At 67.7% G+C, this 24,557-nt stretch carries 20 protein-coding genes and 1 tRNA gene; 4 read left to right on the plus strand and 17 right to left on the minus strand.

What is annotated here, in order from left to right:
* Positions 1-40: 40 nt before the first annotated feature.
* Positions 41-703 (minus strand): response regulator transcription factor, encoded by a 663-nt coding sequence (locus BS69_RS0102005; RefSeq protein ID WP_029940319.1) that lies wholly within the window; start codon positions 701-703, stop codon positions 41-43.
* Positions 704-784: 81 nt separating this feature from the next.
* Positions 785-1,075 (minus strand): hypothetical protein, encoded by a 291-nt coding sequence (locus BS69_RS0102010; protein ID WP_029940320.1) that lies wholly within the window; start codon positions 1,073-1,075, stop codon positions 785-787.
* A gap of 112 nt (positions 1,076-1,187) precedes the next feature.
* Between BS69_RS0102010 and BS69_RS0102015 the strand changes: the two genes are divergently transcribed.
* Entirely contained in the window at positions 1,188-2,978 is a 1,791-nt protein-coding gene (locus BS69_RS0102015; protein WP_029940321.1) for an ABC-F family ATP-binding cassette domain-containing protein, read from the plus strand.
* 95 nt (positions 2,979-3,073) lie between these two features.
* Entirely contained in the window at positions 3,074-4,012 is a 939-nt protein-coding gene (locus tag BS69_RS0102020) for a phosphatase PAP2 family protein (RefSeq protein WP_156956818.1), read from the plus strand.
* Here BS69_RS0102020 and BS69_RS0102025 read toward each other — a convergent pair.
* From BS69_RS0102025 to BS69_RS0102060, 8 genes are all read right to left on the minus strand, one after another.
* A complete protein-coding gene (locus BS69_RS0102025) occupies positions 3,981-5,807 on the minus strand; it encodes a DUF885 domain-containing protein (RefSeq protein ID WP_029940323.1) in 1,827 nt (608 codons plus the stop codon). The two genes, BS69_RS0102020 and BS69_RS0102025, sit on opposite strands and share 32 nt — an antisense overlap.
* A gap of 91 nt (positions 5,808-5,898) precedes the next feature.
* A complete protein-coding gene (locus tag BS69_RS0102030; protein WP_029940324.1) occupies positions 5,899-6,912 on the minus strand; it encodes an inorganic phosphate transporter in 1,014 nt (337 codons plus the stop codon).
* Positions 6,912-8,024: a DUF47 family protein gene (locus tag BS69_RS0102035; RefSeq protein ID WP_245605086.1), complete on the minus strand. Its 1,113-nt coding sequence runs from the start codon at positions 8,022-8,024 to the stop codon at positions 6,912-6,914. The genes BS69_RS0102030 and BS69_RS0102035 overlap by 1 nt, the downstream gene beginning before the upstream one ends.
* 126 nt (positions 8,025-8,150) lie before the next feature.
* On the minus strand, positions 8,151-9,521 hold the full coding sequence (gene prsR / locus BS69_RS0102040; RefSeq protein WP_029940326.1) for a PEP-CTERM-box response regulator transcription factor: 1,371 nt from the start codon (positions 9,519-9,521) through the stop codon (positions 8,151-8,153).
* Positions 9,518-11,599 carry an XrtA/PEP-CTERM system histidine kinase PrsK gene (prsK, locus tag BS69_RS0102045; protein WP_029940327.1) on the minus strand — a complete coding sequence of 694 codons (2,082 nt, stop codon included), beginning with the start codon at positions 11,597-11,599 and terminating at the stop codon, positions 9,518-9,520. Before prsK ends, prsR begins: the two co-directional genes overlap by 4 nt.
* Before the next feature lie 56 nt (positions 11,600-11,655).
* Positions 11,656-12,939 carry an amidohydrolase gene (locus tag BS69_RS0102050; RefSeq protein WP_029940328.1) on the minus strand — a complete coding sequence of 428 codons (1,284 nt, stop codon included), beginning with the start codon at positions 12,937-12,939 and terminating at the stop codon, positions 11,656-11,658.
* Positions 12,940-12,985: 46 nt separating this feature from the next.
* Positions 12,986-13,606, minus strand: a complete 621-nt coding sequence (locus BS69_RS0102055; protein WP_029940329.1) for a DUF4893 domain-containing protein — start codon at positions 13,604-13,606, stop codon at positions 12,986-12,988.
* A complete protein-coding gene (locus tag BS69_RS0102060; protein ID WP_029940330.1) occupies positions 13,603-14,388 on the minus strand; it encodes a 3-hydroxybutyrate dehydrogenase in 786 nt (261 codons plus the stop codon). The genes BS69_RS0102055 and BS69_RS0102060 overlap by 4 nt, the downstream gene beginning before the upstream one ends.
* Positions 14,389-14,522: 134 nt before the next feature.
* On the opposite strand from BS69_RS0102060, the gene ypfJ reads away from it, so the two are divergent.
* Entirely contained in the window at positions 14,523-15,419 is an 897-nt protein-coding gene (gene ypfJ, locus BS69_RS0102065) for a KPN_02809 family neutral zinc metallopeptidase (RefSeq protein ID WP_029940331.1), read from the plus strand.
* A 45-nt stretch (positions 15,420-15,464) separates the two neighbouring features.
* Here ypfJ and BS69_RS0102070 read toward each other — a convergent pair whose 3' ends face one another.
* The gene (locus tag BS69_RS0102070) at positions 15,465-16,457 is read right to left on the minus strand and encodes an NADP-dependent oxidoreductase (protein ID WP_029940332.1); all 993 of its coding nucleotides are present in this window, start codon (positions 16,455-16,457) and stop codon (positions 15,465-15,467) included.
* Between the two features lie 166 nt (positions 16,458-16,623).
* Positions 16,624-17,952: a DUF2171 domain-containing protein gene (locus tag BS69_RS13490; protein ID WP_169738043.1), complete on the minus strand. Its 1,329-nt coding sequence runs from the start codon at positions 17,950-17,952 to the stop codon at positions 16,624-16,626.
* Positions 17,953-18,149: 197 nt separating this feature from the next.
* On the opposite strand from BS69_RS13490, the gene BS69_RS0102080 reads away from it, so the two are divergent.
* Positions 18,150-18,225, plus strand: a tRNA-Ala gene (locus BS69_RS0102080).
* A 133-nt stretch (positions 18,226-18,358) separates the two neighbouring features.
* Here BS69_RS0102080 and BS69_RS0102085 read toward each other — a convergent pair.
* The 5 genes from BS69_RS0102085 to BS69_RS0102100 form a co-directional block, all read right to left on the minus strand.
* Entirely contained in the window at positions 18,359-19,732 is a 1,374-nt protein-coding gene (locus BS69_RS0102085; RefSeq protein ID WP_051676462.1) for an MATE family efflux transporter, read from the minus strand.
* Positions 19,729-20,031, minus strand: a complete 303-nt coding sequence (locus tag BS69_RS13875) for a winged helix-turn-helix transcriptional regulator (protein WP_156956822.1) — start codon at positions 20,029-20,031, stop codon at positions 19,729-19,731. Before BS69_RS13875 ends, BS69_RS0102085 begins: the two co-directional genes overlap by 4 nt.
* A gap of 20 nt (positions 20,032-20,051) precedes the next feature.
* Positions 20,052-20,249 carry a hypothetical protein gene (locus tag BS69_RS0102090; protein WP_029940335.1) on the minus strand — a complete coding sequence of 66 codons (198 nt, stop codon included), beginning with the start codon at positions 20,247-20,249 and terminating at the stop codon, positions 20,052-20,054.
* 63 nt (positions 20,250-20,312) lie between these two features.
* Entirely contained in the window at positions 20,313-23,441 is a 3,129-nt protein-coding gene (locus BS69_RS0102095; RefSeq protein ID WP_029940336.1) for an efflux RND transporter permease subunit, read from the minus strand.
* Positions 23,438-24,508 (minus strand): efflux RND transporter periplasmic adaptor subunit, encoded by a 1,071-nt coding sequence (locus BS69_RS0102100; protein ID WP_211248098.1) that lies wholly within the window; start codon positions 24,506-24,508, stop codon positions 23,438-23,440. Before BS69_RS0102100 ends, BS69_RS0102095 begins: the two co-directional genes overlap by 4 nt.
* Between the last annotated feature and the right edge of the window lie 49 nt (positions 24,509-24,557).

Below are 24,557 nucleotides of genomic sequence, written 5' to 3' on the forward strand. Positions count from 1 at the left end.
GGGCCCCCGGGCGTGCTTCGGGCGGGCAAGGCGGCATTCACTAAGCGGGCTCCTCCAGGCTGTAGCCGAGCCCGCGGATGGTGGTGATGACGTCGGCACCCAGTTTCTTGCGGATGCGGGTCACGAACACCTCGATCGTGTTCGAATCGCGATCGAAGTCCTGGTCGTAGATATGCTCGATGAGCTCGGTCCGGCTGACCACCTTGCCCTTGTGGTGCATGAGGTAGCTCAGCAGCTTGTACTCCTGCGCGGTGAGCTTGACCGGTTCGCCCGCCTTGGTGACCTTGCCCGAGCGGGTGTCGAGGCGGATGTCGCCGGCGATGAGCTCGGAGGAGGCGTTGCCCGAGGCACGGCGGATCAGCGCGCGCAGGCGGGCGATCAGCTCCTCGGTCTGGAAGGGCTTGGCGAGATAGTCGTCGGCGCCCGCATCGAGGCCCGCGACCTTGTCCGACCAGCTGTCGCGCGCGGTCAGCACGAGGACCGGCATCCGCCGCCCTTCCTTGCGCCATCGGTCGAGCACGGTCAGGCCGTCGACCTCGGGCAGCCCGAGGTCGAGGACCACCGCGTCATAGCTTTCGGTCTGGCCGAGATAATGGCCGTCCTCGCCGTCGGTGGCGAGATCGACCGCGTAACCGGCGCCTTCGAGCGTGGAGCGCAACTGGCGCCCGAGCGACGGTTCGTCTTCGACGATGAGGACACGCATGAGTCTTGTATCTCCTTCGGGGAGGTCAAACACGTGCGAAGATGAACGGTTGCAGACTCGAAATGAAGTAGGGCGTCGGGATTAGTCGCCCGAGCGCCCGAGGATGCGGCCGCTGGCGGCGTCGACGTCGACCCAGATCACCCGTCCGCCGCGCATGAACTTGAGCCGGTAGGTGCGTCCGTCGAATTCAGGTCCGAGATAATCGGCGCCGGCCATGAAGGGCAGCACCTTCCGCTCGATCATCGGGAGCGGCATGGAGCGGCCCTGGCGGATCGCCTCGAACGCACGATCCTGGTCGCGCGGACGCTCGAGCGCCGCGGCGGGACTGGTGACGGCGGCGAGCGCCAGGAACAGGGCAATGGTCTTACGCATGTCGAATCTCTGGTCGGCTATGTAGCACGAGGGATTGAATGGGTTGTGAATGGTCGCGTCAGCTGCCGCTCACGAGGTGACGGGCCGGTCCCGCTCGGCTAGAGGCGCGGCCATGGCGGCTCCTCCCATCCTGTCCTTCGAAGACCTCGGCCTCGTGCAGGGCGAGGGGTGGCTGTTCCGCCACCTCGACGTCCACATCGGTCCGCGCGACCGGCTGGCGCTGATCGGGCGCAACGGCGCGGGCAAGACGACGCTGCTGAAGTGCCTCGCCGGGCTCATCGACACCGACGAGGGCAAGCGGAGCGTGGTCCCGGGCAAAAAGGTCGTGATGCTCGAGCAGGACCCGCCGATGAGCGCCCATGCGACCCTCGAGGACTGGGTGCTGAGTGGGGCCGGAGCGCCCGAACCGCACGAGGCGGCGGCCATCGCCGACCAATTGGGCATCGACCTCACGCGCACCACCGCGACCGCCAGCGGGGGCGAGCGCCGGCGGGCGGCGATCGTCCGCGCGCTGGCGCAGGAGCCCGACCTCCTGTTCCTCGACGAGCCGACCAACCACCTCGACCTTGCCGCGATCGACTGGCTCGAAAGCTGGCTCAACCGCTTCCAGGGCGCCTTCATCGTCATCAGCCACGACCGCACGTTCCTGACGCGCCTGACCAAGAGCTGCCTGTGGCTCGACCGCGGCCAGATCCGCCGGGCCGAAGTCGGCTTCGGCGGGTTCGAGGCGTGGACCGAGCGGGTTTATGCCGAGGAAGAGCGCGCCGCCGAGAAGCTCGACGCCAAACTCGCGATCGAATTGCATTGGCTCCAGCGCGGGGTCACCGCCCGCCGCCGCCGCAACCAGGGGCGGCTGGCCAAGCTCAACGAGATGCGCGCGACCCGCGCGGCGATGATCGGCGGGCCGGGGACCGCCAAGCTGGGCCTCGCCCGCGACGACACCAAGACCAAGACCGTGATCGACGCCGAGCACGTGACCAAGGGCTTCGGCGAGCGCGCGATCATCAAGGACTTCACCCTGCGCGTGCAGCGTGGCGACCGGATCGGCATCGTCGGTGCGAACGGGGCGGGGAAGACCACGCTTCTCAAGCTGCTGACCGGCGAACTTGCGCCCGACGAGGGCAAGGTGACGCTGGCCAAGACGCTCTCGGGAATCGTCATCGACCAGCAGCGCAAGCTGATGGCGCCCGACAAGCGCGTCCGCGACGTGCTGGCCGATGGCGGCGACTGGATCGAGGTCCGCGGCGTCAAGAAGCACATCAAGGGCTATCTGAAGGAATTCCTCTTCGCGCCCGAGCTGACCGAAGCGCCGGTCGGGAGCCTGTCGGGCGGCGAGCGCTCGCGCCTGCTGCTGGCGCGCGAATTCGCCCGGGCCTCGAACCTCCTCGTGCTCGACGAACCCACCAACGACCTCGACCTCGAGACGCTCGACCTCCTCCAGGAAGTGATCGCCGACTATGAGGGGACGGTCCTGATTGTCAGCCACGACCGCGACTTCCTCGACCGGACGGTGACGGTGACGCTCGGGCTCGACGGCTCGGGCAAGGTCGACATCGTCGCCGGCGGCTACGAGGACTGGGCGAAGCGGCGGGCTCCGGCCAGGACGATCGCGGCCAAGCCGAAGAAGGTCGAGCCGGCGGCAACGCGGCCGGCGCCCGCGACCAAGCTCAGCTACAAGGACCAGCGCGACCTCGACCGGCTGCCGGGCGAGATCGAGAAACTCGAGGCGGCCATCGCGGCGGACGAGGCGGCGCTTGCCGACCCCGACCTCTATACCCGCGATCCGGCCAGGTTCGCCGCACTGATGAAGGCGATCGAGGCCAAGCGCGCCGAGAAGGAAGCCGCCGAACTGCGCTGGCTCGAGGTCGCCGAAATGGCGGAAGCGCTTCGCTCGGTCATTTAACGCCGCACGTTCGCGGCTTTACGTGTTCTTAACGGCTTAACCTCAATCAAGTCCTGGTGCGTTCGGCTGTATGCGTTTCTGTCCCCGAGCCATCGGTGCGTCCCGGCCCCTGGTCGACCATGCTGCTCGCGTGGCTGCTGGTCATCGTGCCGTTGTGGGTCTCGAACATCGTTCTCAGCCCGCTCGCCCTTGCCCGCTTCACGTCGTTGATTGCGGCAAGTGCGTTGCTCGGCCTGTTTCGCAGCCGGCTGACCCGTCCCGTCCTGCAGCGGTTCGGGGCGTTCTGCGAATGCCAGGCGGCCTTGGCGGGAATCTGCCTTGCCGGCGCGGTGGGGAGCTATGCGGCGGCAGCGCTCTCGAACGGTTATGTTGACCACCGGATGGCGGCGGTCGACCAGTTCCTCGGCTTCGACTGGCCGTTTCTCTACGGGCTGATGGCTGCCAGCCCGACCGCGCAGCTCGTCTCGAAACTGGCCTATGCCTCGATTTTTGTCGGTCCCCAATTCGTGCTGCTGGCGCTTTGTGCGACCGGCGAGGATGCCCGCGCGCGGCGCTTCGTCACCATCTACGGCATGACCCTGATCGTGGTCGTGATGGTCTTCCCGCTGGTTCCCGCGGTCGGCCCGATCACACATTACGGGGTCGCCGAGCCGGACTATGTCACCGCCACGAGCAGCCGCCATGTGGAGATCATCGAGGCCCTTCGCGCAGGGTCGCTACGCACGGTGGATGTCGGCGAGGTGGCGGGCCTGATCAGCGTTCCCAGCTTCCATGCCGCGACCGCGCTGCTGCTCATCTGGGCCGCGTGGCCGCTGCGGCGCGCGCGCTACCTCGTTGGCCTCGTGAACATCGCCATGCTCGTGGCGACTCCCATCGAGGGCAATCACTATCTCGTCGACGTGATTGCCGGACTGGCGCTGGCGGCCGCCGCGATCGGCCTTCCAAGCTGGTGGCCGCAGGTTCGTGCGTTCCCGGCCGGCGCCTTCCGGCCGACCGAAATACTTACGCCAGCGCGGCTGCCGTCCGCTCCCTGACCCGCCGCTCGAGGATCGTCAGCGGCATGGCGCCGTCCTTCAGCACCTCGTGGAAGGCCTTTTCGTCGAACTTCGCGCCCAGCCCTTTCTCCGCCTCGGCGCGGGCGCGGGTCCAGGCCATGTGCCCGATCTTGTAGGTGCAGGCCTGGCCGAGCTGGGTGCAGTAGCGCTCGACCTCGCGTTGCGAGCGCGCCCGGGCGAAGCCGGTGGTCGCGACCAGATAGTCGGTCGCCTTCTCGCGGCTCCAGCGCTTGGTGTGGATGCCGGTGTCGACCACCAGCCGCGCCGCGCGGAACAGGTAGGACTGGAGGAAGCCCGCGCGCTCGATCCCGCTATAGCCACCCAGTTCGTCGGCAACGCCCTCGGCGTAGAGCGCCCAGCCCTCGCTATAGGCCGAGAAGAAGCCGATCTTGCGCAGCGTCGGGATGTCGGCCGATTCTTGCGCGAGGCTGATCTGGAGGTGATGGCCGGGGACGCCCTCGTGATAGGTGAGCGCGGGCAGGCTGTACTTGGGCCAGTCGCCGGTGTCCTTGAGGTTGATGAAGTAGATCGCCGGCCGCGACCCGTCGAGCGAGGCGCGGTTGTAATAGCCGTTCGACGCGCCGTCCTGGATTTCGGGCGGCACGCGGCGGATCTCGAGCGGCTGGGTCGGCAGCGTGGCGAAGGCGCGCGGCAGCTTGGCCGTCATCGCGCGCACGCCCTCGTTGAGGCTCGCGATCAGCGCCGCGCGGCCCTCGTCATTATTGGGATAGAGCTGGGCGGCGTCCTTGTTGAGCGCGGCCAGCCGCTCGCCGACCGACCCTTGCGTGTAGCCCGCGTTCCGGAGGATCCCGTCGAGTTCGGCGGTGATCTCCGCCACCTGGGCAAGGCCGAGGCGGTGGACTTCGTCGGCGCTGTAGCGGGTGGTCGTCATCTGCGCGAGCGCGGCGGCGTAGATCGCCTCGCCATCGGGCAGCCGCCAGCCGCCGTCGCCCGGCCGGGTGGTCGGCCGAAGCTTTTCGAGCACGGCGATCTGGCGGTCGAGCGCGGGATAGACCTGCCGTTCGACGATAGCGGTGGCGCGCCGCTGCCAGTCGCCAGCGAGGTTCTTCGCCGCCGTGCGGGAAACGAGCGACTCGACCATCGAGCTCGTCGCGGCAGGCTGGTCACGCAGCTTCTTCAGTTGACCGAGGGTGAGGTCGAGCGACCAGCCCGGCGCAAGGAAGCCGCGCGCGGCCTGGGCGCGCTGCTCGGCGGTGTCGTTGTCGAGCAGCGTCGGGAATTGCGCGAGGCGCGAGAGATAGGCCTCGGCGTCGCTCCGGGTCTCGACCGTATGGTCGGTGTTGAGGAAGTCGGGGGTCGAGAAATAGGCGCCGCCCTGCTGGAAGATCGGATAGGGGCGGACCGTGCTGTCGATCCCGAAGCGGGTGGGCGCCGTCAGCGACTGGGCAAACTGGTAGAGCACGACCTCGCGGTTGAGGCGGGCGGCGTCAGACAGGCTGGCGAGCGGGATCGCCTGCACCCGAGCCTGGTCGCGGCGGACGATCGCCACTTCCTCGGCGCGAACCGCGGCGGCCGAGCGGGTCTCGAACTTCGCCTTGAGGCCGGCGAGCGGTCCCTTGTCGAGGCCGAGCGAGGTGGCGAGCTCGGGCGAACGCGCGACCCTTTCCTTGAAGATCTGCTCGAACAGGGCGTTGAGCCGGGCATCGCCGCTCCCCGGCCTGGCGGCGACCCGCTGGACGGTGCGCGCGGGGGCGGAGGTGGCGGCAAGGCCGAGCGCGGCGGTCGAGCCGGCAAGGAAAAGGCGGCGGTCCATGCGAAAATCTCCCTCTGTCGGGCGCGATGCTAGCCGCCGCACCGCCATCGGCAAGGAAGTTCGTCGAGCCTCGCCGGCCGTTGGCAGAGCCTCAGAAGAAGGTGGTCAGCCAGTAGATGAGGGCGGCGACGCTGGCGCTGGCGGGAATGGTGATCAGCCAGGCCATGACCACGCTCTGCGCGACGCCCCAGTTGACCGCGCTCGCCCGCCGCGCGACGCCCGCGCCGATCACCGCGCCAGTGATGGTGTGGGTGGTCGAGACGGGAATTCCGTAGAGACTCGCGCCGAACAGCATGAACGAACCGCCGAGCGAGGCCGAGAAGCCCTGGTGCTGGCTGAGCTTGGTGATCCGGCTGCCCATCGTCTCGATGATCTTCCACCCGCCCGTCAGCGTGCCGAGGCCGATCGCGATGTAGCAGCTGATCGCGACCCAGTGGGGAACGTGGAACTCGCCCTTCAGATAGCCGGTCGAGAAGAGCAGCACGGTGATGATGCCCATCGTCTTCTGCGCGTCGTTGAGGCCGTGGCCGAGCGAATAGGCCGCCGACGAGGCAAGGTGGAGCATGCGGAAGCTGCGGTCGGCGCCGCGGCTCGACGCCTTCACCGCCAGCCAGCTCGACAGGAGCATGATGAGCATGGCCATCATCATGCCGAGCAGGGGCGCGAGTGGAATGAAGAGGAGGGTCTTGGTGACCCCGCTCCACTGGATCGTGCCGAGCCCGGCCGAGGCGAGCCCCGCGCCGACGATTCCCCCGACCAGCGCATGGCTCGACGAGGAGGGAATGCCCTTGAGCCAGGTGACGACGTTCCAGAACATCGCCCCGATCAGCGCCGCGAACACCACCGATGGCGTGACGAGGTCCTTGTCGATCAGCCCCTTGCCGACCGTGTCCGCGACCTTGTGGAGGGCGGGAAAGGCGAGCGTCAGGAAATAGGCGGCGAAATTGAAGAAGGCGGCGAAGGCGACCGCCTGCACCGGTCCCAGCAGCCGGGTCGCGACCACCGTGGCGATCGAATTGGCGGCGTCGTGGAGCCCGTTCAGATAGTCGAACGCCAGCGCGACCAGCACCAGGCCGACGAGCAGCGGGAAGGCAAGCTCGTGCATCAGGCGTGATCGATGACGATGCCGTCGATCTCGTTGGCGACGTCCTCGAAGGCATCGACGATCCGCTCGAGATGCTTGTAGATTTCACGCCGCACGGTGAACTGCATCGCGCCCGCCGGATCCGAGCCGAAGCGCTGGAAGGCGGATTTGAGGCCCGCACGATGGGTTTCGTCGGCATGGCCTTCCATCCGCACCAGCCGTTCGGTCAGCTCGTGGAGGCGGCCGGCGTTGGACCCGACATTGCGCAGCAGCGGCAGCGCCTCGGCCATCAGCCGGCCGCTGTCGATGATGATCCCGACCATGTCCTTCATCTCGGGCTCGAACTCCGAGAAATCGTAGAGGTCGACCGCGTTGGCGGCAGCCTGCATCTCGTCGATCGCATTGTCCATCGCGCTGATCAGCGAGGTGATCGCGCCGCGGTCGAAGGGGGTGAGGAAGGTCCGGCGGACGGTGCCCAGGGTCTCACGGATGATGTTGTCGGCATCATGCTCGCGCTCGCTGATTTCGCGGATATGCTCGGCCCGGGCGCCGCCCTCGCTGAACAGCCGGCCAAGCGCGCGCGCGGCGCCGCAGACGCTCTCGGCATGCGCCTCGAACAGCTCGAAGAAATTGCCGGTCTTCGGCAGGAGATTCTGGAACCAGGCAAACATGGGACCCACTTTCGATCGTTCGGCGACCACCGTGAACAGGCTCTTGCGCCGTGCGGCGGAGTTGAATTCGGCGGCGTTGAAGGAGCGGATCAGCGCCGCGAGATCCTCTTCCTCGACCGCGTCGGCGGCCTCGTTGAGGGTGAACCAGCGGCGGGTGCGCTCGTCGGCTTCCTTCCACCGGGTGAGCTCCTCGTCGACCGACATCGGATAGACGTCGACGTCGAACATCAGGCTGGCGCCGGTCTTGCGCCGCTTGCGGTAGCGATAGGAGCCAAGGGGCACGGGGCAGACCGCGCCGCGCACGCCCGCTTCTTCCTCGGCCTCGAGCGCGGCGGCGGTGTGGGGCGCGAGGCTGGCGCTCGGATTGCCCTTGGGAATGACCCAGCGCCGGGTCTCGCGCGAAGTCACCAGCAACACGCTGACGGGCGCGTCGAGCGTGGAACCGCCGAGGCGGTACGGCAAGGCTGCGATCTGGCGAATGAAACGAACCCCGGGCGGTGACCGTCACACCACCCCGTGCCGGCCTTCAACGGTCACAGGCAAATGACAGAATGTTGACCAAGTGCAAGCCCGGGCTCGCACGTCGCCTTACTGCTGGAGCTGATATTGCTTGAGCAGGTCGTAGAGCGTCGGCCGGCTGATCCCGAGCAGCTTGGCCGCGCCCGAGATATTATGCTCGGTGCGGATCAGCGCCTGGTGGATCGCGCGGCGGTCGGCCTTTTCGCGCGCGGCGCGCAGATTGATCGCCTCGAACGCCGCTTCCGACACGCCGGGCAGGTCGAGGTCGAGCGCACCGACGAGCTTGCCCTCGGCCATGATCACCGCGCGCTTGATCCGGTTCTCGAGCTCGCGGACGTTGCCGGGCCAGGCATAGCTGTCGATCGCGTCGACCGCGTCGGGGGCAAGGCCGGTAATCGGGCTGCCGAGCTCGCGGGCGAAGCGGCGGACGAAATGCCGTGCGAGCAGCACCGCGTCGCCGGGCCGCTCGGCGAGGGTGGGGATGTCGATCACCATCTCGGCGAGGCGATAATAGAGGTCTTCGCGGAACCGGCCATCGGCCTGCATCGCCGACAGGTCCTGATGCGTGGCGCAGACGATGCGCAGGTCGACGGGGATCGTCTGGCGCCCGCCGATCCGCTCGATTACCCTTTCCTGGAGGAAGCGCAGCAGCTTGACCTGGAGCGGCAGCGGCACGTCGCCGATCTCGTCGAGGAAGAGCGTTCCGCCCTCGGCCATCTCGATCTTGCCGGGCGTGGTCTTGACCGCGCCGGTGAAGGCCCCGCGCTCGTAGCCGAACAGTTCGGCCTCGAGGAGGTTCTCGGGGATGGCCGCGCAGTTGATCGCGATGAAGGGCTTGCCGGCGCGGCGCGACTTCTCGTGAACCGCGCGGGCGAGCAGTTCCTTGCCGGTGCCGCTTGCGCCCAGCAGCATGACCGAGACGTCGGCCGGGGCGACCCGCTCGATCGTCCGGGCGACCTTGAGCATCACGGGCGAGGCGCTGATGATCGAGCCGAGCACGGTCCCGCCGTCGCTCGCCTGCGCTGCCAGGCGCTGGTTTTCGGCCTCGAGCGCGTGGAGCTGGAAGGCGCGGGCGACGATCAGGCCGAGGTCGTCGATGTCGACCGGCTTCTTGTAGAAATCATAGGCGCCGAGCGCGATGGCGTTCAACGCGCTTTCGCGCGCGCCATGGCCCGAGGCGACGATTACCTTGGTGTCGGGCTTCACGCGCAGGATCTCGGCCAGCGCGGCGAAGCCTTCGGTGGTGCCGTCGGGATCGGGCGGAAGGCCGAGGTCAAGCGTGACCACGGCCGGCTCGTGCAGGCGCAGCAGCTCGAGCGCCTCGGCCCGGTTGAAGGCGCTGACCACGCGATAACCCTCATAGGCCCATTTCAGCTGGCGCTGGAGGCCTTCGTCGTCCTCGACGACGAGCAGGACGGGGAGTTCGACGGGGTCGCTCATGCGGACAATCTTTCGCGCTGGTCGGAGGAAGAGGCCGCGGCGAGCGGCAGGCTGATGGTGAAACGGGTGCCCTGGCCGGGACGGCTGTCGACGGTCAGCTGCCCGCCCATGGCATGGACAAGGCTGCGCGCCTCGAAGGCCCCGATCCCGAAGCCGCCGTCCTTGGTCGAGGCGAAGGGGGCGAACAGACGGTTGGCGATGAAGTCGGCGTCCATCCCCGGGCCGGTGTCGGCGATCTCGATCCGCGCGTCCCGCTCGCTGCGGGTCACCCGGACCTGGACGGGATCGGCCAGCGGGCTTGCCTCGATCGCGTTGGTGATGAGGTGGCCGAGCGCCTGCTCGAGCCCGAGCGGATCGGCCGATACCGCGACCCCGCCGTCGCCGAGCAGCCGGACGTCATGGTGCCCGCGATGCGCGGTGATGGTCGCGGCGAGGAGGGGGCGCAGTTCGACGGCACGCAGCGGCGGCTTGGACTGATTGCCCGCGGCCGGCGCGAGGCGGGCGAGGAGGTCATTCATCTTGCCCACCGATCCCTGCAGCGTCGCCACCATGTCGGCGCGCCACTCGGGATTGTCGGCATGACGCTCGGCGTTGCGGGCGAGCAGCTTCAGCTGGCTGACCAGGTTCTTGATGTCGTGGAGGATGAAGGCGAAGCGGCGATTGAATTCGTCAAAGCGCTGGGCTTCGGACAGGCGTTGCTGGCCGGTCGCCTCGGACAGGCTCGCCGCCGCCTGCCGGCCGGCGGTACGGAGCAGGTCGAAATCCTCCCAGTCGAGCGGGCGGCGAAGCTCGGGCGCGGCGAGGAGGACGAGCCCGACCACGGTCTCGCCATGGACCAGGGGAACGCCGACCCACAGCAGGGAATCGTCGCGCATCCAGCTCGGCACGGGAAGCGCGAGATCGGCGGCCGACCCCCAGCGATACCGGTGGGCGTCGAGCTCGAGCACCTTGCCGTCATTGAGCTGCGGCCAGAGCGCGGCCAGGCCTTCGCCACCGAGCGTGCTGGCCGAGAGACGGCTCGGCCACTGCCAGTTGCCGGCAATCGTGAAGCGTCCCATTCCGTCGGGCGCGATCAGCAGCCCGGCCGGGGCCTCGAGGATGTCGGCGAAAGCCTTGACGATCCGGCCCGCGAGCGGCTCGGACGACCTGCGCTCGCCGAGTGTCGCGGCGAAGCGCAGCCATTCGGTGCGATAGTCGTAGCGATGCTCGAAGAAATGCTTGGCGATCTTGACCCGCGTCCAGCTCCGCGCGCGCCGGCTCGGCAGCAGCACCGCCAGCCCGACGGTCATGCCGGCGAGGACGAGGATCGCAAGGCTCCGAAGCCAGTCCCACTCGCCCGCGCGGAGCGAGGCGGAGAGCAGCGACATGATCGCAAAATAGGAACAGATGGCGAGCAGCGAGAGCGACTGGAAGGTCGCGGCGCGCGACAGCTTCGGGCGCCAGGCGGCGCTGTCGCTGCGGGTGATGGCGAAGAAAGGTGCGGCGATGGCGACCACCACGCCGCGCATCTCGGCGAGCGCGCTGCCGACGGGCACCTGGAGCGACTGCAACGTGTAAAGGTTGAGGTCGTAGACCCAAATGACGGCAAGCCCGAGCATCGGCAGCCGGATCGGGCCGCGGCTGGCGGCGGCGCTCTGGCCGTAGAGATTGTGGACCAGCACCAGCGCCCCCGCCGCGCCGATGGTTCGAAGGACGATGGCGGCCGCAGCGAGGGCGGGGCGGTCGCCGGGGAGCGCGAAGGGGGCGAGCGTATCGACCAGCGCCTGCAGCCCGAGCACGAGCGCGACCGCTCCGTAGACGAGCCCGACCCCGCGCTGCCGTGCCCGGTCGCCGCCGGCGTCCGACAGGACGAACAGCATCGCGACCCAGATCAGGTTGCGCGCGGTCTCGGCATGGGCGGCGAGCATGGTTCCGGCCGAGACCCCGCTCAGCCAGGCGGCGGTCGCGGTCGACAGCAGGCCGCCGAGGAGGAGCCGCTGCGCCGGTCCTGCCGCCCAGCCGCGCAGCTGCCACAACAGCACCGTCGCGACCGCTACCGCGCCGAGCGCGTGACTCCAGAAGGAAAGCAGGCTGTCCACCTGCGACACTGTCGGAGAAATTTACAAAGGAAGGATGAACGGCCGCGGCCTCTTTCTCACCTCTTCTTGAGCTCCGCCATCGCCGCGGTGGCGAGTGCCTCGCTCGCGGTCGCGATCACCGTCTCGGCCTCGGGGGCCCAGAAGGGCGAGTGGAGCGAAGGCAGCTTGGCGGGGTCGCCGCCGGCCTTGTCCCACGCCGCCTGCGGCACCCCGCCGACCCAGAAGATCAGGCTGTCGATCTTCTGGTCGGCGAGCCAGAAGCGGCTGAAATCCTCGCCGCCCATCACCGGTGGGACCTTCTTGACGCGGTCGGCGCCGAAGCGCTGCTCGAACAAGGCGAGCGTGCGGTTGGAGATCGCCTCGGTGTTGAAGGTCGAGGGGGTGAACAGCTCCTCGCGCACCGTGACGACGGGCATCCGGTCCGCAGGCAGGCCGGCGGCAATGGCTTCGCCCCGCGCGATCCGGGCGATGCCATCCAGGAGCAGCTTGCGCACCGCGGGCGTATAGCTGCGCACGGTCAGCTGGAGCTTGGCCTCGTCGGGGATGATGTTGTGCTTGGCACCTGCCTGGAAGCTGCCGACGGTCACCACCGCCGGATCGAGCGGGCTGTTTTCGCGGCTGACCAAGGTCTGCAGCGCCATCACGATCTGGCTGGCCAGGACGATCGGGTCCTTGGTCGTCTGCGGATAGGCGCCGTGCCCGCCGACGCCCTTCACCAGGATGTCGACGCTGTCGACGTTGGCGAGGGCATAGCCGGGCGTGATCCCGATCGTGCCCGCAGGCAGGCTTGCGCTGTCGTGGAAGGCGATGGCGGTGTCGGGCTTCGGAAAGCGGTTGTAGAGGCCGGCATCGAGCATCGCTTTCGCGCCTTCGCCGGTTTCCTCGCCGGGCTGGAAGACGACCAGCAGGGTCCCGCTCCAGTTCGCCTTGTCGGCGACGAGGCGGCGGACCGCGCCGATCATCGCGGTCATGTGGGTGTCGTGGCCGCAGGCGTGCATCACCCCGGTCTCGACGCCCGAGCGGGCGGTCGCGCGGACCTTGGAAGCGAAGGGGAGGCCGGTCTGCTCGACCACCGGCAGCCCGTCCATGTCGGCGCGCATGAGGAGCGTCTTGCCCGGCCCGTTCCTGAGCACCCCGACGATGCCCGTGCCGCCGACCTTCTCGGTCACGGTGAAGCCGAGCTTCTTCAGTTCGGGCGCCAGCCGCGCGGCCGTCTTCACTTCCTGCATGGAAAGTTCGGGCGCGGCGTGAAGCTCACGGTACAGCGCCATCAGGCTGGCGTCGGCGGGCGGAACGGGAGCGGCGGCGGCCGCGGCGGCGGCGAGGAGCGACGTCAGCATGAGGCGAAGTTGTAACCGCGCTTCGCCGTCCTTCCATCCCCTCTCGTCAGGCGGGCACGAGCTCGACGACGTCGGTCAGGCTCTCGTAGCGCGGCGAGGGGAGGATGATCCGCCAGCGCCGCTCGCCGATCCGCTCGACCCAGCCGGCAAGGTCGCGATCGCCGTCGGCGCCATAGGGCAGCGCCTTCTGCTCGTCGCCGAGCACCAGCGTGCCGAGGAAGACGTGGCGAAGCTGGTCATGCACGAAGATCGAGCCGACCTGCCGCTGCGACCCCGTCAGCTTGGCGAAGGACTGGAGCCGCCCGGCCTGGCTCACCCGGCAGTTGAAGGCGGGATAAGCGATGAAGGGCAGCATCCCCGGGCTGCGGGTGCCGAGCTTGATCATCCGGCAGCGATAATCGCCGTTGGGGAGCCCGCCGCCGATGGCCGAATCGGGCTGGAGCAGCACGCCCTCGCGGGCGATGGCGGCGCCGTGTCCGGCGGCCTTCGCCTCCGCCAGCGCCTGCACGAAGACGGGCCGCCACGACCGCAGCCGCTCGCGGTCGCCCGGCGTGGCGACGGTCTGCCAGGCCGAGGCGGTGGCGATCGGGCCGGCGGTCGGCCGCTCGGTCGGGGTGCAGGCCCCGAGCGCCGCGGCGGCAAGGGCGAGAGCGGCGACCGTCCTCATTGCGCGGTCCACCCGCCGTCCATGCTCAGGTTGGCGCCGGTGATGCTGCCCGATTCGGGCCGGCAGAGGTAGAGTGCGAGGCTGGCGACCTCGACCGGCTCGACGAAGCGCTTGGTCGGCTGGGCCGCCAGCAGGACGTCGTTCATCACCTGCTCGCGGGTGAGCCCGCGGGCCTTCATCGTGTCGGGGATCTGATTCTCGACGAGGGTCGTCCAGACATAGCCGGGCGAGATGCAGTTCACCGTCACCCCGTCGCGCGCGGCCTCGAGCGCGACCGTCTTGGTGAAGCCCGCGACACCGTGTTTCGCCGCGACATAGGCGCTCTTGTTGGGAGAGGCGACGAGGCTGTGCGCGCTCGCCGTGTTGATGATCCGGCCCCAGCCGCGCTGCCGCATCGAGGGGAGGCACAGCCGGGTGGTGTGGAATACCGCCGAGAGATTGACCGCCATGATCAGGTCCCACTTCTCGGACGGGAAGCTTTCCACCGGCGAGACATGCTGGACCCCGGCGTTGTTGACGAGGATCGACGGGCTACCGAGCTCGTCGGTGCATTGCGCGACGAGGCCGTCGATGGCCTCCGGGTCCGACAGGTCGGCGTCCGAGAAGCTCGCCAGGTCCTGCGACAGTTCGGCCAGCTCGTCCTTCAAGGCGAGATTGGCGTCCCGGTCGCCGAAGCCGTGGAGCATCACCCGCGCGCCCTCGCCCGCCAACGCCCGCGCAATGGCGAGCCCGATCCCGCTGGTCGATCCCGTGACCAACGCCACCTTGTCCTTGAGGATCATCGCTCTTCCTTCTCTCGCTTTGCGTCCCTGTCAGAAGAAGAAGCGCGACCCCGGGTCAAGCCCGGGCCCAGGCGAAACGGCGATTGCAACCGCATTGCCCTGCCGATCATTATGGGGGCGAAAGGGAGAGGCGGATGCGGATTGGCGGCGACGGCAACGACGGAGACTTCATCGACCGGACCGGGCAATCGGGCGGCGGCTTCTCGCTCGGCGGTGGCGGCGGCATCCTCGGGATGCTGATCCCGCTGATCCTCAGCCGGTTCGGGATCGTCGGCCTGCTCATCCTAGCGCTCGGCTATTGCGCGCTCGGCGGGCTCGGCGGCGGCGGAATCCTCGGTGGCGGCGGCGGCTCTCCCACCCAGCAATCCTCGCCGGGCGAGTCGCGTTTGGATCCCCAGACCAGGAACCTCCTCGCCAACACGCTGGAGAATACCGACCAGGTCTGGACCCAGCTCTTCGCCGCCTCGGGCGCGCGCTACACTCAGCCCAAGCTCGTTGCCTACACCGGCGGGACCAGCACCGCCTGCGGGCAGGGGCAGGCGGTGATGGGGCCGTTCTACTGCCCGGGCGACCAGAGCGTCTACATCGACCCCGCCTTCTTCCAGGAGCTCAAGACCCGCTTCGGCGCGACCGGCGATTTTGCACCTTATTACGTGATCGCGCATGAGGTCGGCCACCATATCCAGAACCTCGAGGGGACGCTCGACCGCGCCAGCAGCGCCCAGTCGCGCGCCAGCCAGGCCGAGGGCAATGCCGTCCAGGTCGGGGTCGAACTCCAGGCCGATTGTTATGCCGGCGTCTGGGCTGCGCTCGCAAAGGCGCCCGATGGCTCGAAGGCGCTCGATCCGGGCGATCTCGAGGAAGGGCTCAAGGCCGCCTCGGCGATCGGCGACGATGCGCTCCAGCAGCAGGCGGGGCAGGCGGTGCGGCCCGAGAGCTTCACCCACGGCTCGAGCCAGCAGCGAATGGAAGCGCTCCGCCGCGGCCTGACCACCGGCGACCCCAAGAGCTGCAACTACAACCGGGTGTAAGAAAGATAGGGTCGTCCCCGCCCGGGCGGGGACGACCCTTTTGCCTTACAGCTTGACCAGCATCTTGCCGGTGTTGGCACCACTGAACAGGCCGAGGAAGGCCTCCGGGGTCTTCTCCAGCCCCTCGACCACGGTGTCGCGGCTCTTGACCTTTCCGGTCGCGACCAGCTGGCCCATGTCGGCGTAGAATTCGGCGTTGCGCGGCAGATAGTCGGTGTAGATGAAGCCCTTGAGCATCATCCGCATCGCGATCACCCGCATGATGTAGCGCAGGCTGGTCGGCTCGCCGCTGTTGTAGCCGTCGATCATCCCGCAGATGGCGAAGCGCGCGTCGCGGCGGCCATGCGCCAGCGCGGCGTCGAGATGCTCGCCGCCGACATTGTCGAAATAGACGTCGATGCCCTTGGGCGCCGCTTCGGCCAGCGCCTTCACCAGCGGCACGCCGCCCTTGTAGTCGATCACCGCATCGGCGCCGAGCGACTTGACGAATTCGACCTTGTCGGGGCCGCCGGCCGAGCCGATCACGGTCATGCCCTTGGCCTTGGCGATCTGGACCACCGCCGAACCAACCGCACCGGCCGCGGCCGAGACGAACACGATATCGCCTTCCTTGGCCTGCGCCGCGTCGAGCAGGCCCCAATAGGCCGTGCCCCCGGTCAGCCCGAGGTTGCCGAGGAAGTCCTTGGCCTCGATGCCGGGGATCGACGGCAGCTTGTTCAGCGCCTGCGCCGGAAGCACCGCCTCGTCGCGCCAGCCGGCCATGTGCAGCACCTTGTCGCCCGGCTGGAAATCGGGCGAGCGGCTTTCCACCACCTCGCCGACCGCGCCGCCCTCGAGCGGCTCGCCGATCTGGAACGGGGGCACGTAGCTCTTCACGTCGTTCATCCGCCCGCGCATGTACGGGTCGACCGACAGCCAGTGGTTGCGGACATGGACCATGCCCTCCTCGAGCGCGGGGAGGGTCAGTGCCTTATACTCGAAATTGTCGCTGGTCGGCATGCCGTGCGGGCGGCTCTTGAGGTGCCAGGCTTGGGCCATGAATCTCTCCTGTGAAGCGTGCGGGCCGAGGGGTCGGCGACCGATTGCCGGATGCAACTCACAAAGCGATGACGCTCCGCCGGTCAAGCCCGGCCGCCGACAAAAAAAGCGGGCCCGGCCTTCCGCTGGGGAAGGCCGGGCCCGCGCTTGAAGTCAGCGGTGTCGCTTACTTCTTGTTGCCGGTGCTGCCCGTGGTCGGGGTGGCACTGGTGGTCGAACCGAGGGGGGTCGTCGAGGCGGTGTTGCCGCCATCGTCGTAGGTCCCCGAGAAGCTCTTATCGAGCATGTGCGGACCCTCGTCCGTCCGCGACATCGACGAGCGGCGATCCTCGTCGCGCTCGCGGTCCGAACCGAACAGCCCGCCGAGCATGCCGCCCGACTGGCCCTCGTCGCGCTCCTCCTCGAGGCGCGAACGGATGCTGTCCTTCTTGCCGGTCAGATAGACCTTCCCGTCCTCGATCCGGTCGAGCAGGCTGCAGGTGAAGCTGCGGTGGACGCCGTTCGCTTCCGGGTCGTTCTTGGTCAGGATGACCTTGTCGCCGCGGACCTTGTCGACCGTGCCGATGCGCTCGCCGCTCTCGTCGACGACCTCGGCATGCTCGCGGATCTGGCCGAGCAGCTGGCGCTTGGTCTGGCGCTGGGTGCGGAAGCTCGAGAATTCGTTCTCGAACCGGCTCTGATGCTCGCGGCGATATTCGTCATAGTCGCGGTCGAGGTCCTCGATCTGGCGCTGGCGCCAGCTCGAATAATGGTCGTCGTGCGGTGAGCGCGAATAGCCCGACTGCTGCGACTGGCCGCCGAAACGCGACTGCTGCCCGGAGCCGAAGCTGTCGCGGCCACCGAATTGCGAACGGCCATAGGCCTGCGAGCCCATGTCGCGGTCCTGGTCCTGGAGCCGGTCCTGGCGGCCATATTGCTGCTGGCCATAATCCTGGCTGCCGAGGCCCGAGCCGCGGCCATAGTCGCCGGTCATCGGCTGATAGCGGTCGCTGCCCTGGCTCTGGTAGCCGCGATCCATGTTCTGCCGGCCAGTGTCGCTCCGGCCGAAGCTGCTGCCGTAGGAATCGCTGTCGCGGCTCGAGCGCTCGTCACGGCCGTAGCTCGCCGAGCGGTCGCCCGAGAAGAAGGCCGACCGGTCGCTGCGACCGTAGCGGCCCTCGTCGCGGCCGAAGGACTGGCGGTTCTCGTCCTCGTCATAGGCGCGCGGCGCGTAGCTCTGGCTCTGGCTGCTGCTGCTGCCCCAGCCGCCCTGGCCGGCGGTGTAGCCGCCCCGGTCGCGGTCGCTGCGGCCTTCGAGGCCCGACATGCGGTCGGACCGCGAATAACGGTCGTCGTCTCTCCGTCCGCCCGAACTGTCGTCGCCGAACCAGCTCGAAACCTCGTCGGCCGCGCGCTGGAAGAAACCGCGATCCTCGCGGTCGGAACCATAATTGCGCTGGCGATCGCTGCGGTAGCCGCGGTTCTCGTCGCGGCTGTCATACCGGTCGTAAGCCATGAACACTCCTCCACTTGGCATCCGCCGAGGGGGGACGACGGAATGCGAATATTTAACGTTGCTGGTGGGTCGGCGTTCCGGCCCCAAAGGCCAGGATGACGGTCGAGAGAGGCGAAATGAAAAAGCTTTACCCTTGCCCCGCAAAAGCGCGTTGCGCTGGCGGGCAAGCGCCGCTAGAGGCGCGGGGCAACCGGTGCGGGGCTGTAGCTCAGATGGGAGAGCGCTGCAATCGCACTGCAGAGGTCAGGGGTTCGATTCCCCTCAGCTCCACCAGCCGCACCGGTCACAATTTCAATGTCTTAGCTGTTTAAGGGCGCCGCTTGGGCCCATGGTCACGCGCCTGCGGTATCGCACTGGTATAACGTAGTCGCGCTGCCGATGTGAACCGCGCGGCGTGCAGTGGCAATTAGGCACGAATCCAAAGCTTGCCGCTGGCAAATGCCCAGATCGACAGCAGCGCAGCGGCGGCTTGGCTACATGCGACGATCAAGGCGAGCGCGACATAGGATCCACCGAGATGGAAGATCGCGAGCCATCCAAGTCCGCCGGCAATCGCAAGGCGCACGGTTCCCGCGATGGTGGTCCAGGCCGGCCGTCCGCTTCCTTGCGAGACGAAGGCAAGAAGAAAGGCCGTGGCCAGCGCGGGATAGGCGATCGCCATGATCCGAAGGTAGGTCGAACCGGCGGCGAAGATCGCCGGGTCTTTTGTGAACAGCCCGAGCCAGACTGTCGGGCGAGCCGCCAGGATGAGTCCGACGGCGCCTGCGAAGCCAGCTGCAATGCCTGTCCCGACAATGGCAATCCGCTTCGCTCGAGCCACATCGCCGGCGCCGGTGCAGGTTCCCACCATCGTCAGCACGGCGCTCCCAAGTCCGAAGAGGACCGGCACGAGAAGATATTCGACCCGCGACGCGATGCCGTATCCAGCGAGCGCTTCCGCACCGAAATGCCCCGCTGCAGCGGTGACGAGGACAACCGCCAGATTGAGCTGCACGACCGAAAGCGAGGAAAGCAGTCCCACGCCGAGAATGCGTCCGAACGCTTTCCTGTCGAGGCGGTGGCGGCGGAGAGAAAGGTTCGTCCGTCCCTGCCGCAAGAGCCGCAGCAAGAACACGGCCGCTGCCGCGTAGAACAGGGTGACCGCGACGCCTGCGCCCGTGATGCCCATGCCCTGCAGCGGACCGAAGCCGAAGATCAGCAAGGGCGAGAGCGGGACAAGTGTGACGATGCCCGCGAGTGATATTCTGGCCGGGGTTTTGACGTCCCCGGACCCGCGCAAAGCCGCCGAGCAGAGATTGACCGTCCAGATCGGCACACTGCAAAGGAAGAGCCAGTTCGAATAACGAAGCGCTTCGTCGATCGGCGCGCCCTGCAAGCCGAGCGCCCCGTAAATGATTGGGCCGGCGAGCCACATGGCCGCGCTGAAGCCCGCGCCGATCAAGACCGCCAGCACGACTGCGTGGAAGAGCAAGGCATCGGCGTCGTCATGGTGCCCGGCGCCAATCGCGTTGGAAACCGCCGCGGCGACTCCGCCGCCCATCCCGCCGGCGGACATCATCGTCATAAGCATCCACAGCGGAAAGACCGCCGCGACACCGACGAGCGCGTCGCTACCGAGCCGCGCGACGTAATAGGTCTCGGCAACGCCAACGACGGTCTGGGCCACCAGCACAGCGATCGTCGGGAGCGACAGGCGTGCGAGCGGCGGAAGGATCGGTCCATCAAGGACAGCCGACCGAATGTCCTGTTGACGCTCGGGCCGCAGCGCGACCGCGCTCATCGTGCCGATCCTCCTTCGGCATCGTGAGGGTGCGGATCATTGGCCCATTGCTCCGACCATCGATCCAGGGCTTCGACGATCTCGCGGACCGCCTTGCCCTTTTCGGTCAGGCGGTAGACCGCACGATTGGCTGGCTCCGGAAGATAGTCCTTCACGAGAACCCCTCTCTTTTCGAGCTCTTTCAATCGAGCAGCGAGGAGATTCGCGGTGATGCCGTCGATCTTATTCCGAATAACGGAGAAGCGGGTCGGTCCGTCGAGGAGGACTCGCAGGACTGGCAGGCTCCACTTCGCCGACATGATGGCCTCGGCCTCAGGCCTCACAGTTCGCTGCCCGGCGCATCCGCCCCGCGCCTGCCTTCGAGCGCTTCCTCGACCTTTAGAAGCCGTCCCTCGATTGCCGTCAGGCGACTGGCGGCGACGTCATGTTCGCTGAAATCCATCGCCAGCGCCCACGCGTTCAGCCAGGCGCCAATGCGCGAGAAAAGTCCTCGCGAGCGGACATCCTCATTCGTCATTTTCAGTCTCCTTGAGGCGGGTTCGAAGCGTCGGGGCGACCGGCCGTCCTCGGGTCATGACAATCAGGCCGGAAGTGCGCGCGCGTGGGCGGGCTCGGACTCAGCCGAAGGCGACGTGTCCGGAGGCGTGATCTTGAACCAGAGTGCGTAGAGTGCGGGCAGGAAGAGTAGCGTAAGTACGGTCCCGCCGAGCGTGCCGCCGATCAGGGTGACCGCCATCGATCCCCAGAAAACGGATTCGATCAACGGAACGAAGGCGAGGACGGCGGCGAGCGCAGTCAGGATGACCGGGCGGGATCGCTGGACGGTCGCTTCGACGACTGCGTCGTAGGCCGACATGCCCTCCTTCTCGTTATCGTGGATCTGACCGATCAGGATGAGCGTGTTGCGCATTAGGATGCCGGCGAGGGCAATCAGGCCGAGAATGGCATTGAACCCAAAGGGCTGCCCGGTGACGAGCAAGGTCGGCACGACCCCGATCAGACCCAGCGGAGCGGTCAAAAGCACGATCGCCATGGCCGACAGGCTGCGAACCTGGAGGATGATAACGACCATCATCAGCACGACCATGATCGGGAAGATCGGTGCCAGCGCCTCGTTCGCCTTGCCGGCCTCCTCGATGGAACCCGCCATGTCGATCCGGTAGCCCGCCGGCAGAGTGTCGATGATCGGCTGCAGTTTCTCCATCATTGCCGTGGAGACATCGGGCGGCTGCAGGCCATCGGCGATGTCGCCGCGCACGGTGATGGTTGGCACGCGGTCGCGCCGCTGGAGAAGCGGATTCTCCATTTGCACGACTACCTTCCCGATCTGACTGACCGTCACGCGCTGGCCGCCTGACCCGGTGAGGACGTAATCGGCGATGCGCTGCGGATCGAGGCGGTCTGCCCCTGACGAGCGCGCGACCACGTCGACCGTCCGGATATCTTCCCGGGCCTGCGAGACGGTGACGCCGGTCAGCAGGAACTGCAGCTGTTCGGCGACATCGGCGGACGTCAGACCAAAGGAACGCAGGCGGTCTTGGTCGAGGACGATGCGCATCGCCGGAGCCCGCTCGCTCCAGTCGAGATTGACCGTGCGCATCATCGGGTCGTCCTGCATGACGATCTTAACCCGCTCGGCAATCGCGCGGACCTCGGCGAGGTCGGGGCCATTGACCCGGAACGCCACGGGGAATGGAGAAGGAGGACCGAACACCAGCTGCGTAGCCCGCACGCGGGCCGAGGGGGCCAGCCCGTCTGCTACGGCCTTGCGAAGCCGTAGCTTCAGCGCGTCCCGCTCCTCCTCATTGTCGGTCCGAACGACGATCTTCGCGAACGACGGATCGGGCAGCTCCGAATTGAGCGACATGAAGAAGCGCGGAGCGCCCTGGCCGATATAGCTGGTGACAATCTTGGCCTCGGGCTGCCTGCGCAGCCAGCGCTCGACTTCTTCGGTCGACTTGCTCGTGGTGGCGAGCGCGGTGCCCTTGGGAAGATAGACCTCGACCAGGAGTTCGGGTCGGTCGGACGTCGGGAAGAATTGTTTCTTCACTGGGCCCATGCCGATCCCGGCGAGTATGAACGCGCCCAGCGTTGCGAGCGCGACCAGTTTCTTGCGCGCAACGGCCCAGGAGATGAAGCGACGCACCCGCTGGTAGCGCGGCGTCTGATAGATGGCGGCGTGCCCCCCTTCGACGGGCTTGATGGCCGGGAGCAGCTTGACGCCCATGTACGGCGTGAAGATCACGGCGACGAACCACGACGCGATCAGCGCGAAGCCGACGACCCAGAAGATGTTGCCCGCATATTCCCCGGCAGAGGATTGGGCGAAGCCGACGGGCATGAGGCCAATGACGGTGACGAGGGTTCCCGCCAGCATCGGCGCGGCGGTATGGCTCCAGGCATAGGCCGACGCACGGATGCGGTCGTAACCCTCCTCCATCTTCACCACCATCATCTCGATGGCGATGATGGCATCGTCGACCAGCAGGCCGAGCGCGAGGATCAAGGCGCCGAGCGTGATGCGGTCGAGCACCCGTCCGGTCGCCCACATGATGACAAGCACAATGGCCAGCGTCAGGGGAACGGCAGCCGCGACCACGATCCCGACCCGCCAGCCGAGGCTGAGAAGGCTGACGATCATCACAATGGCCAAGGCCTCCAGGAAGGTCTTCATGAACTGGTTGACCGCCGCCCTGATGTTGACGGCCTGGTCGGTCACCGGTGTGAAGGTCATGCCGAGCGGCAGCTCGGCCTGGATCTTGGTGACTTCGTCATTGAGGGCCTTGCCGAGCTCCAGACCATTCCAGCCCTGGCGCATGACGACGCTCAGGAGGATCGCGGGCTCGCCCTCGCTGCGGATCTGGAAGGTCGCCGGATCCTCGTAGCCGCGCCGAACCGTGGCGATCTCCGACAGTCGCAGCGTCGTTCCGTTGGCGACGATGGGAAGCGCGCGGATCTTCTCGAGATCGTCGAATGCGCCGTCGAGCCGGACGACTACGCTTTGCGCCTTGGTTTCGATCGATCCGGCCGGGGTCAGGAGGTTCTGCTGGCCGAGCGCGTCGAGGATGGTGCGGGGATCGACGCCGAGCGTCGCCAGGCGTTTCTCGTCAAACTCCACGAAGATGCGCTCGGGCTGTTCGCCGAGAATCTTGATCTTGTTCACGCCCGGGACGTGGAGCAATCGCTGGCGCAGTTCCTCGGCATCGCGGGCGAGCTTGCGCTGCGGCTCGCCCTTGGCCTTCAGAGCGTAGAGCGCGAAGGTGACATCGCCATATTCGTCGTCGATGAAGGGTCCCGCGACGCCTCGCGGCAGCTTGCGCTGTTCGTCGGCGAGCTTCTTGCGGGCCTGGTAGAATTGCTCCGGCACCTCGGAGGGCGGAATCTTGTCCTTCAGCCAGACCGTCATGAAGACCTGACCCGGGCGGGTGAAGGTATCGACCCGGTCGTACCAGCGAAGTTCCTGAAGCCGCTTCTCGATCGGCTCGGCGACTTGCTCCTGCATCTCCGCGGCGGTGGCGCCTGGCCAGGCGGCCGCAACCGTCATCACCTTGATGGTGAAGCTCGGATCCTCGGCGCGGCCGAGTTTCAGGAAGGCGATCGTCCCGGCCATAATGATAGCCATCAGGAAGAAGAGGGTGACCGACTTCTCGCGGACGGCGAGCGCGGAGAGGTTGAAGCGGCTGGGGGCCGCGCCGCCATCGCCGATCATCGTGCGGCGATCCGGACCGGCTGGCCCTGGTGCAATAGATGCGCGCCCATGGCGACGATGCGCTCGCCGGGCCGGATGATGGCGTTGATCCGCGCGGTTTCCTCGCCGAGCGACAGGATCTGGATCGACCGCCAGGCAACGGTCGGTTGCTTGCCGCCGCGGATGATCCAGACGCCCGGCCCCTTGCCTGCGTCGAAGATGGCGGAGAGAGGGACCTCGAAACCGGCGCTTTGCCCCGGGCGAGGAAGGTCGATGGTGACCGTCGAACCCAGCGGGGCACCGCCCGCCGCGCCGCTCAGGACATAGCGGGCCTCGAAGGTCCGGGTGGCCGGATCGGCCGCATCGGACAGCTGCCGCAGCGTCGCGGGGCCGCTCGCGCCCGCATAGGTTCGAGCGCTGGCCGAGGAGCCGATTGGCGGCCGGATGGTCTCTGGCAATTGCACCAGTGCCTCGCGCGGGCCCGAGCGAGCGATCCGCAAGACTACCTGCCCGGCCCCAACCACTTGTCCGGGCTCAGCGAGTGTCTCCGTGATCGTCCCGTCGGCATCGGCGACGAGGACGCTATATGCTGCGGCATTCCGGGCGACCCGGGCTTCGGCCTGCGCCGCCTGCAACTGTGCACGCGCGGCGTTCGCGGCCGCCTTGGCCTGATCGTAAGCGGAAGCCGAAACGGCGCCGGCGCCGACTAGGCCTCGAAGGCGCGCCTCGTCGGCGGCTGTCTGCGTCGCGCGGGCTTGGGCAGCCTGGACGGCGCTGATCGACGCGCTGGTGGCGAGAGACAGATCGGTGCCGTCGATCCGCATCAGGGGCTGCCCCCGGCGGACCGATTGGCCAGCGTTGACGAAACGGCCGACGACCTTGCCCCCGACCCGAAATCCCAGATCGCTCTGAACCCGGGCAGCAACGACGCCGGTAAAGGACTGCAAACCCGCCTCGCCCGATAGGGGCACCGTGACCCTCACCAAAGGTGGGAGGGTACGCGGATCGGCCTCCGACGAACTGCACGACGTTAATGCCAGTGCCGCGAGTGCCGTGGCCGTGGTCAGGAAACAGGAGCGAGCGGTCACCAACGATTCCTCCGAGGTTCGGAGGAATGAGTGCCATCAATGTGACTAG

Source organism: Sphingomonas astaxanthinifaciens DSM 22298, assembly GCF_000711715.1.
GTDB classification, from domain to species: Bacteria; Pseudomonadota; Alphaproteobacteria; order Sphingomonadales; family Sphingomonadaceae; genus Sphingomicrobium; species Sphingomicrobium astaxanthinifaciens_A.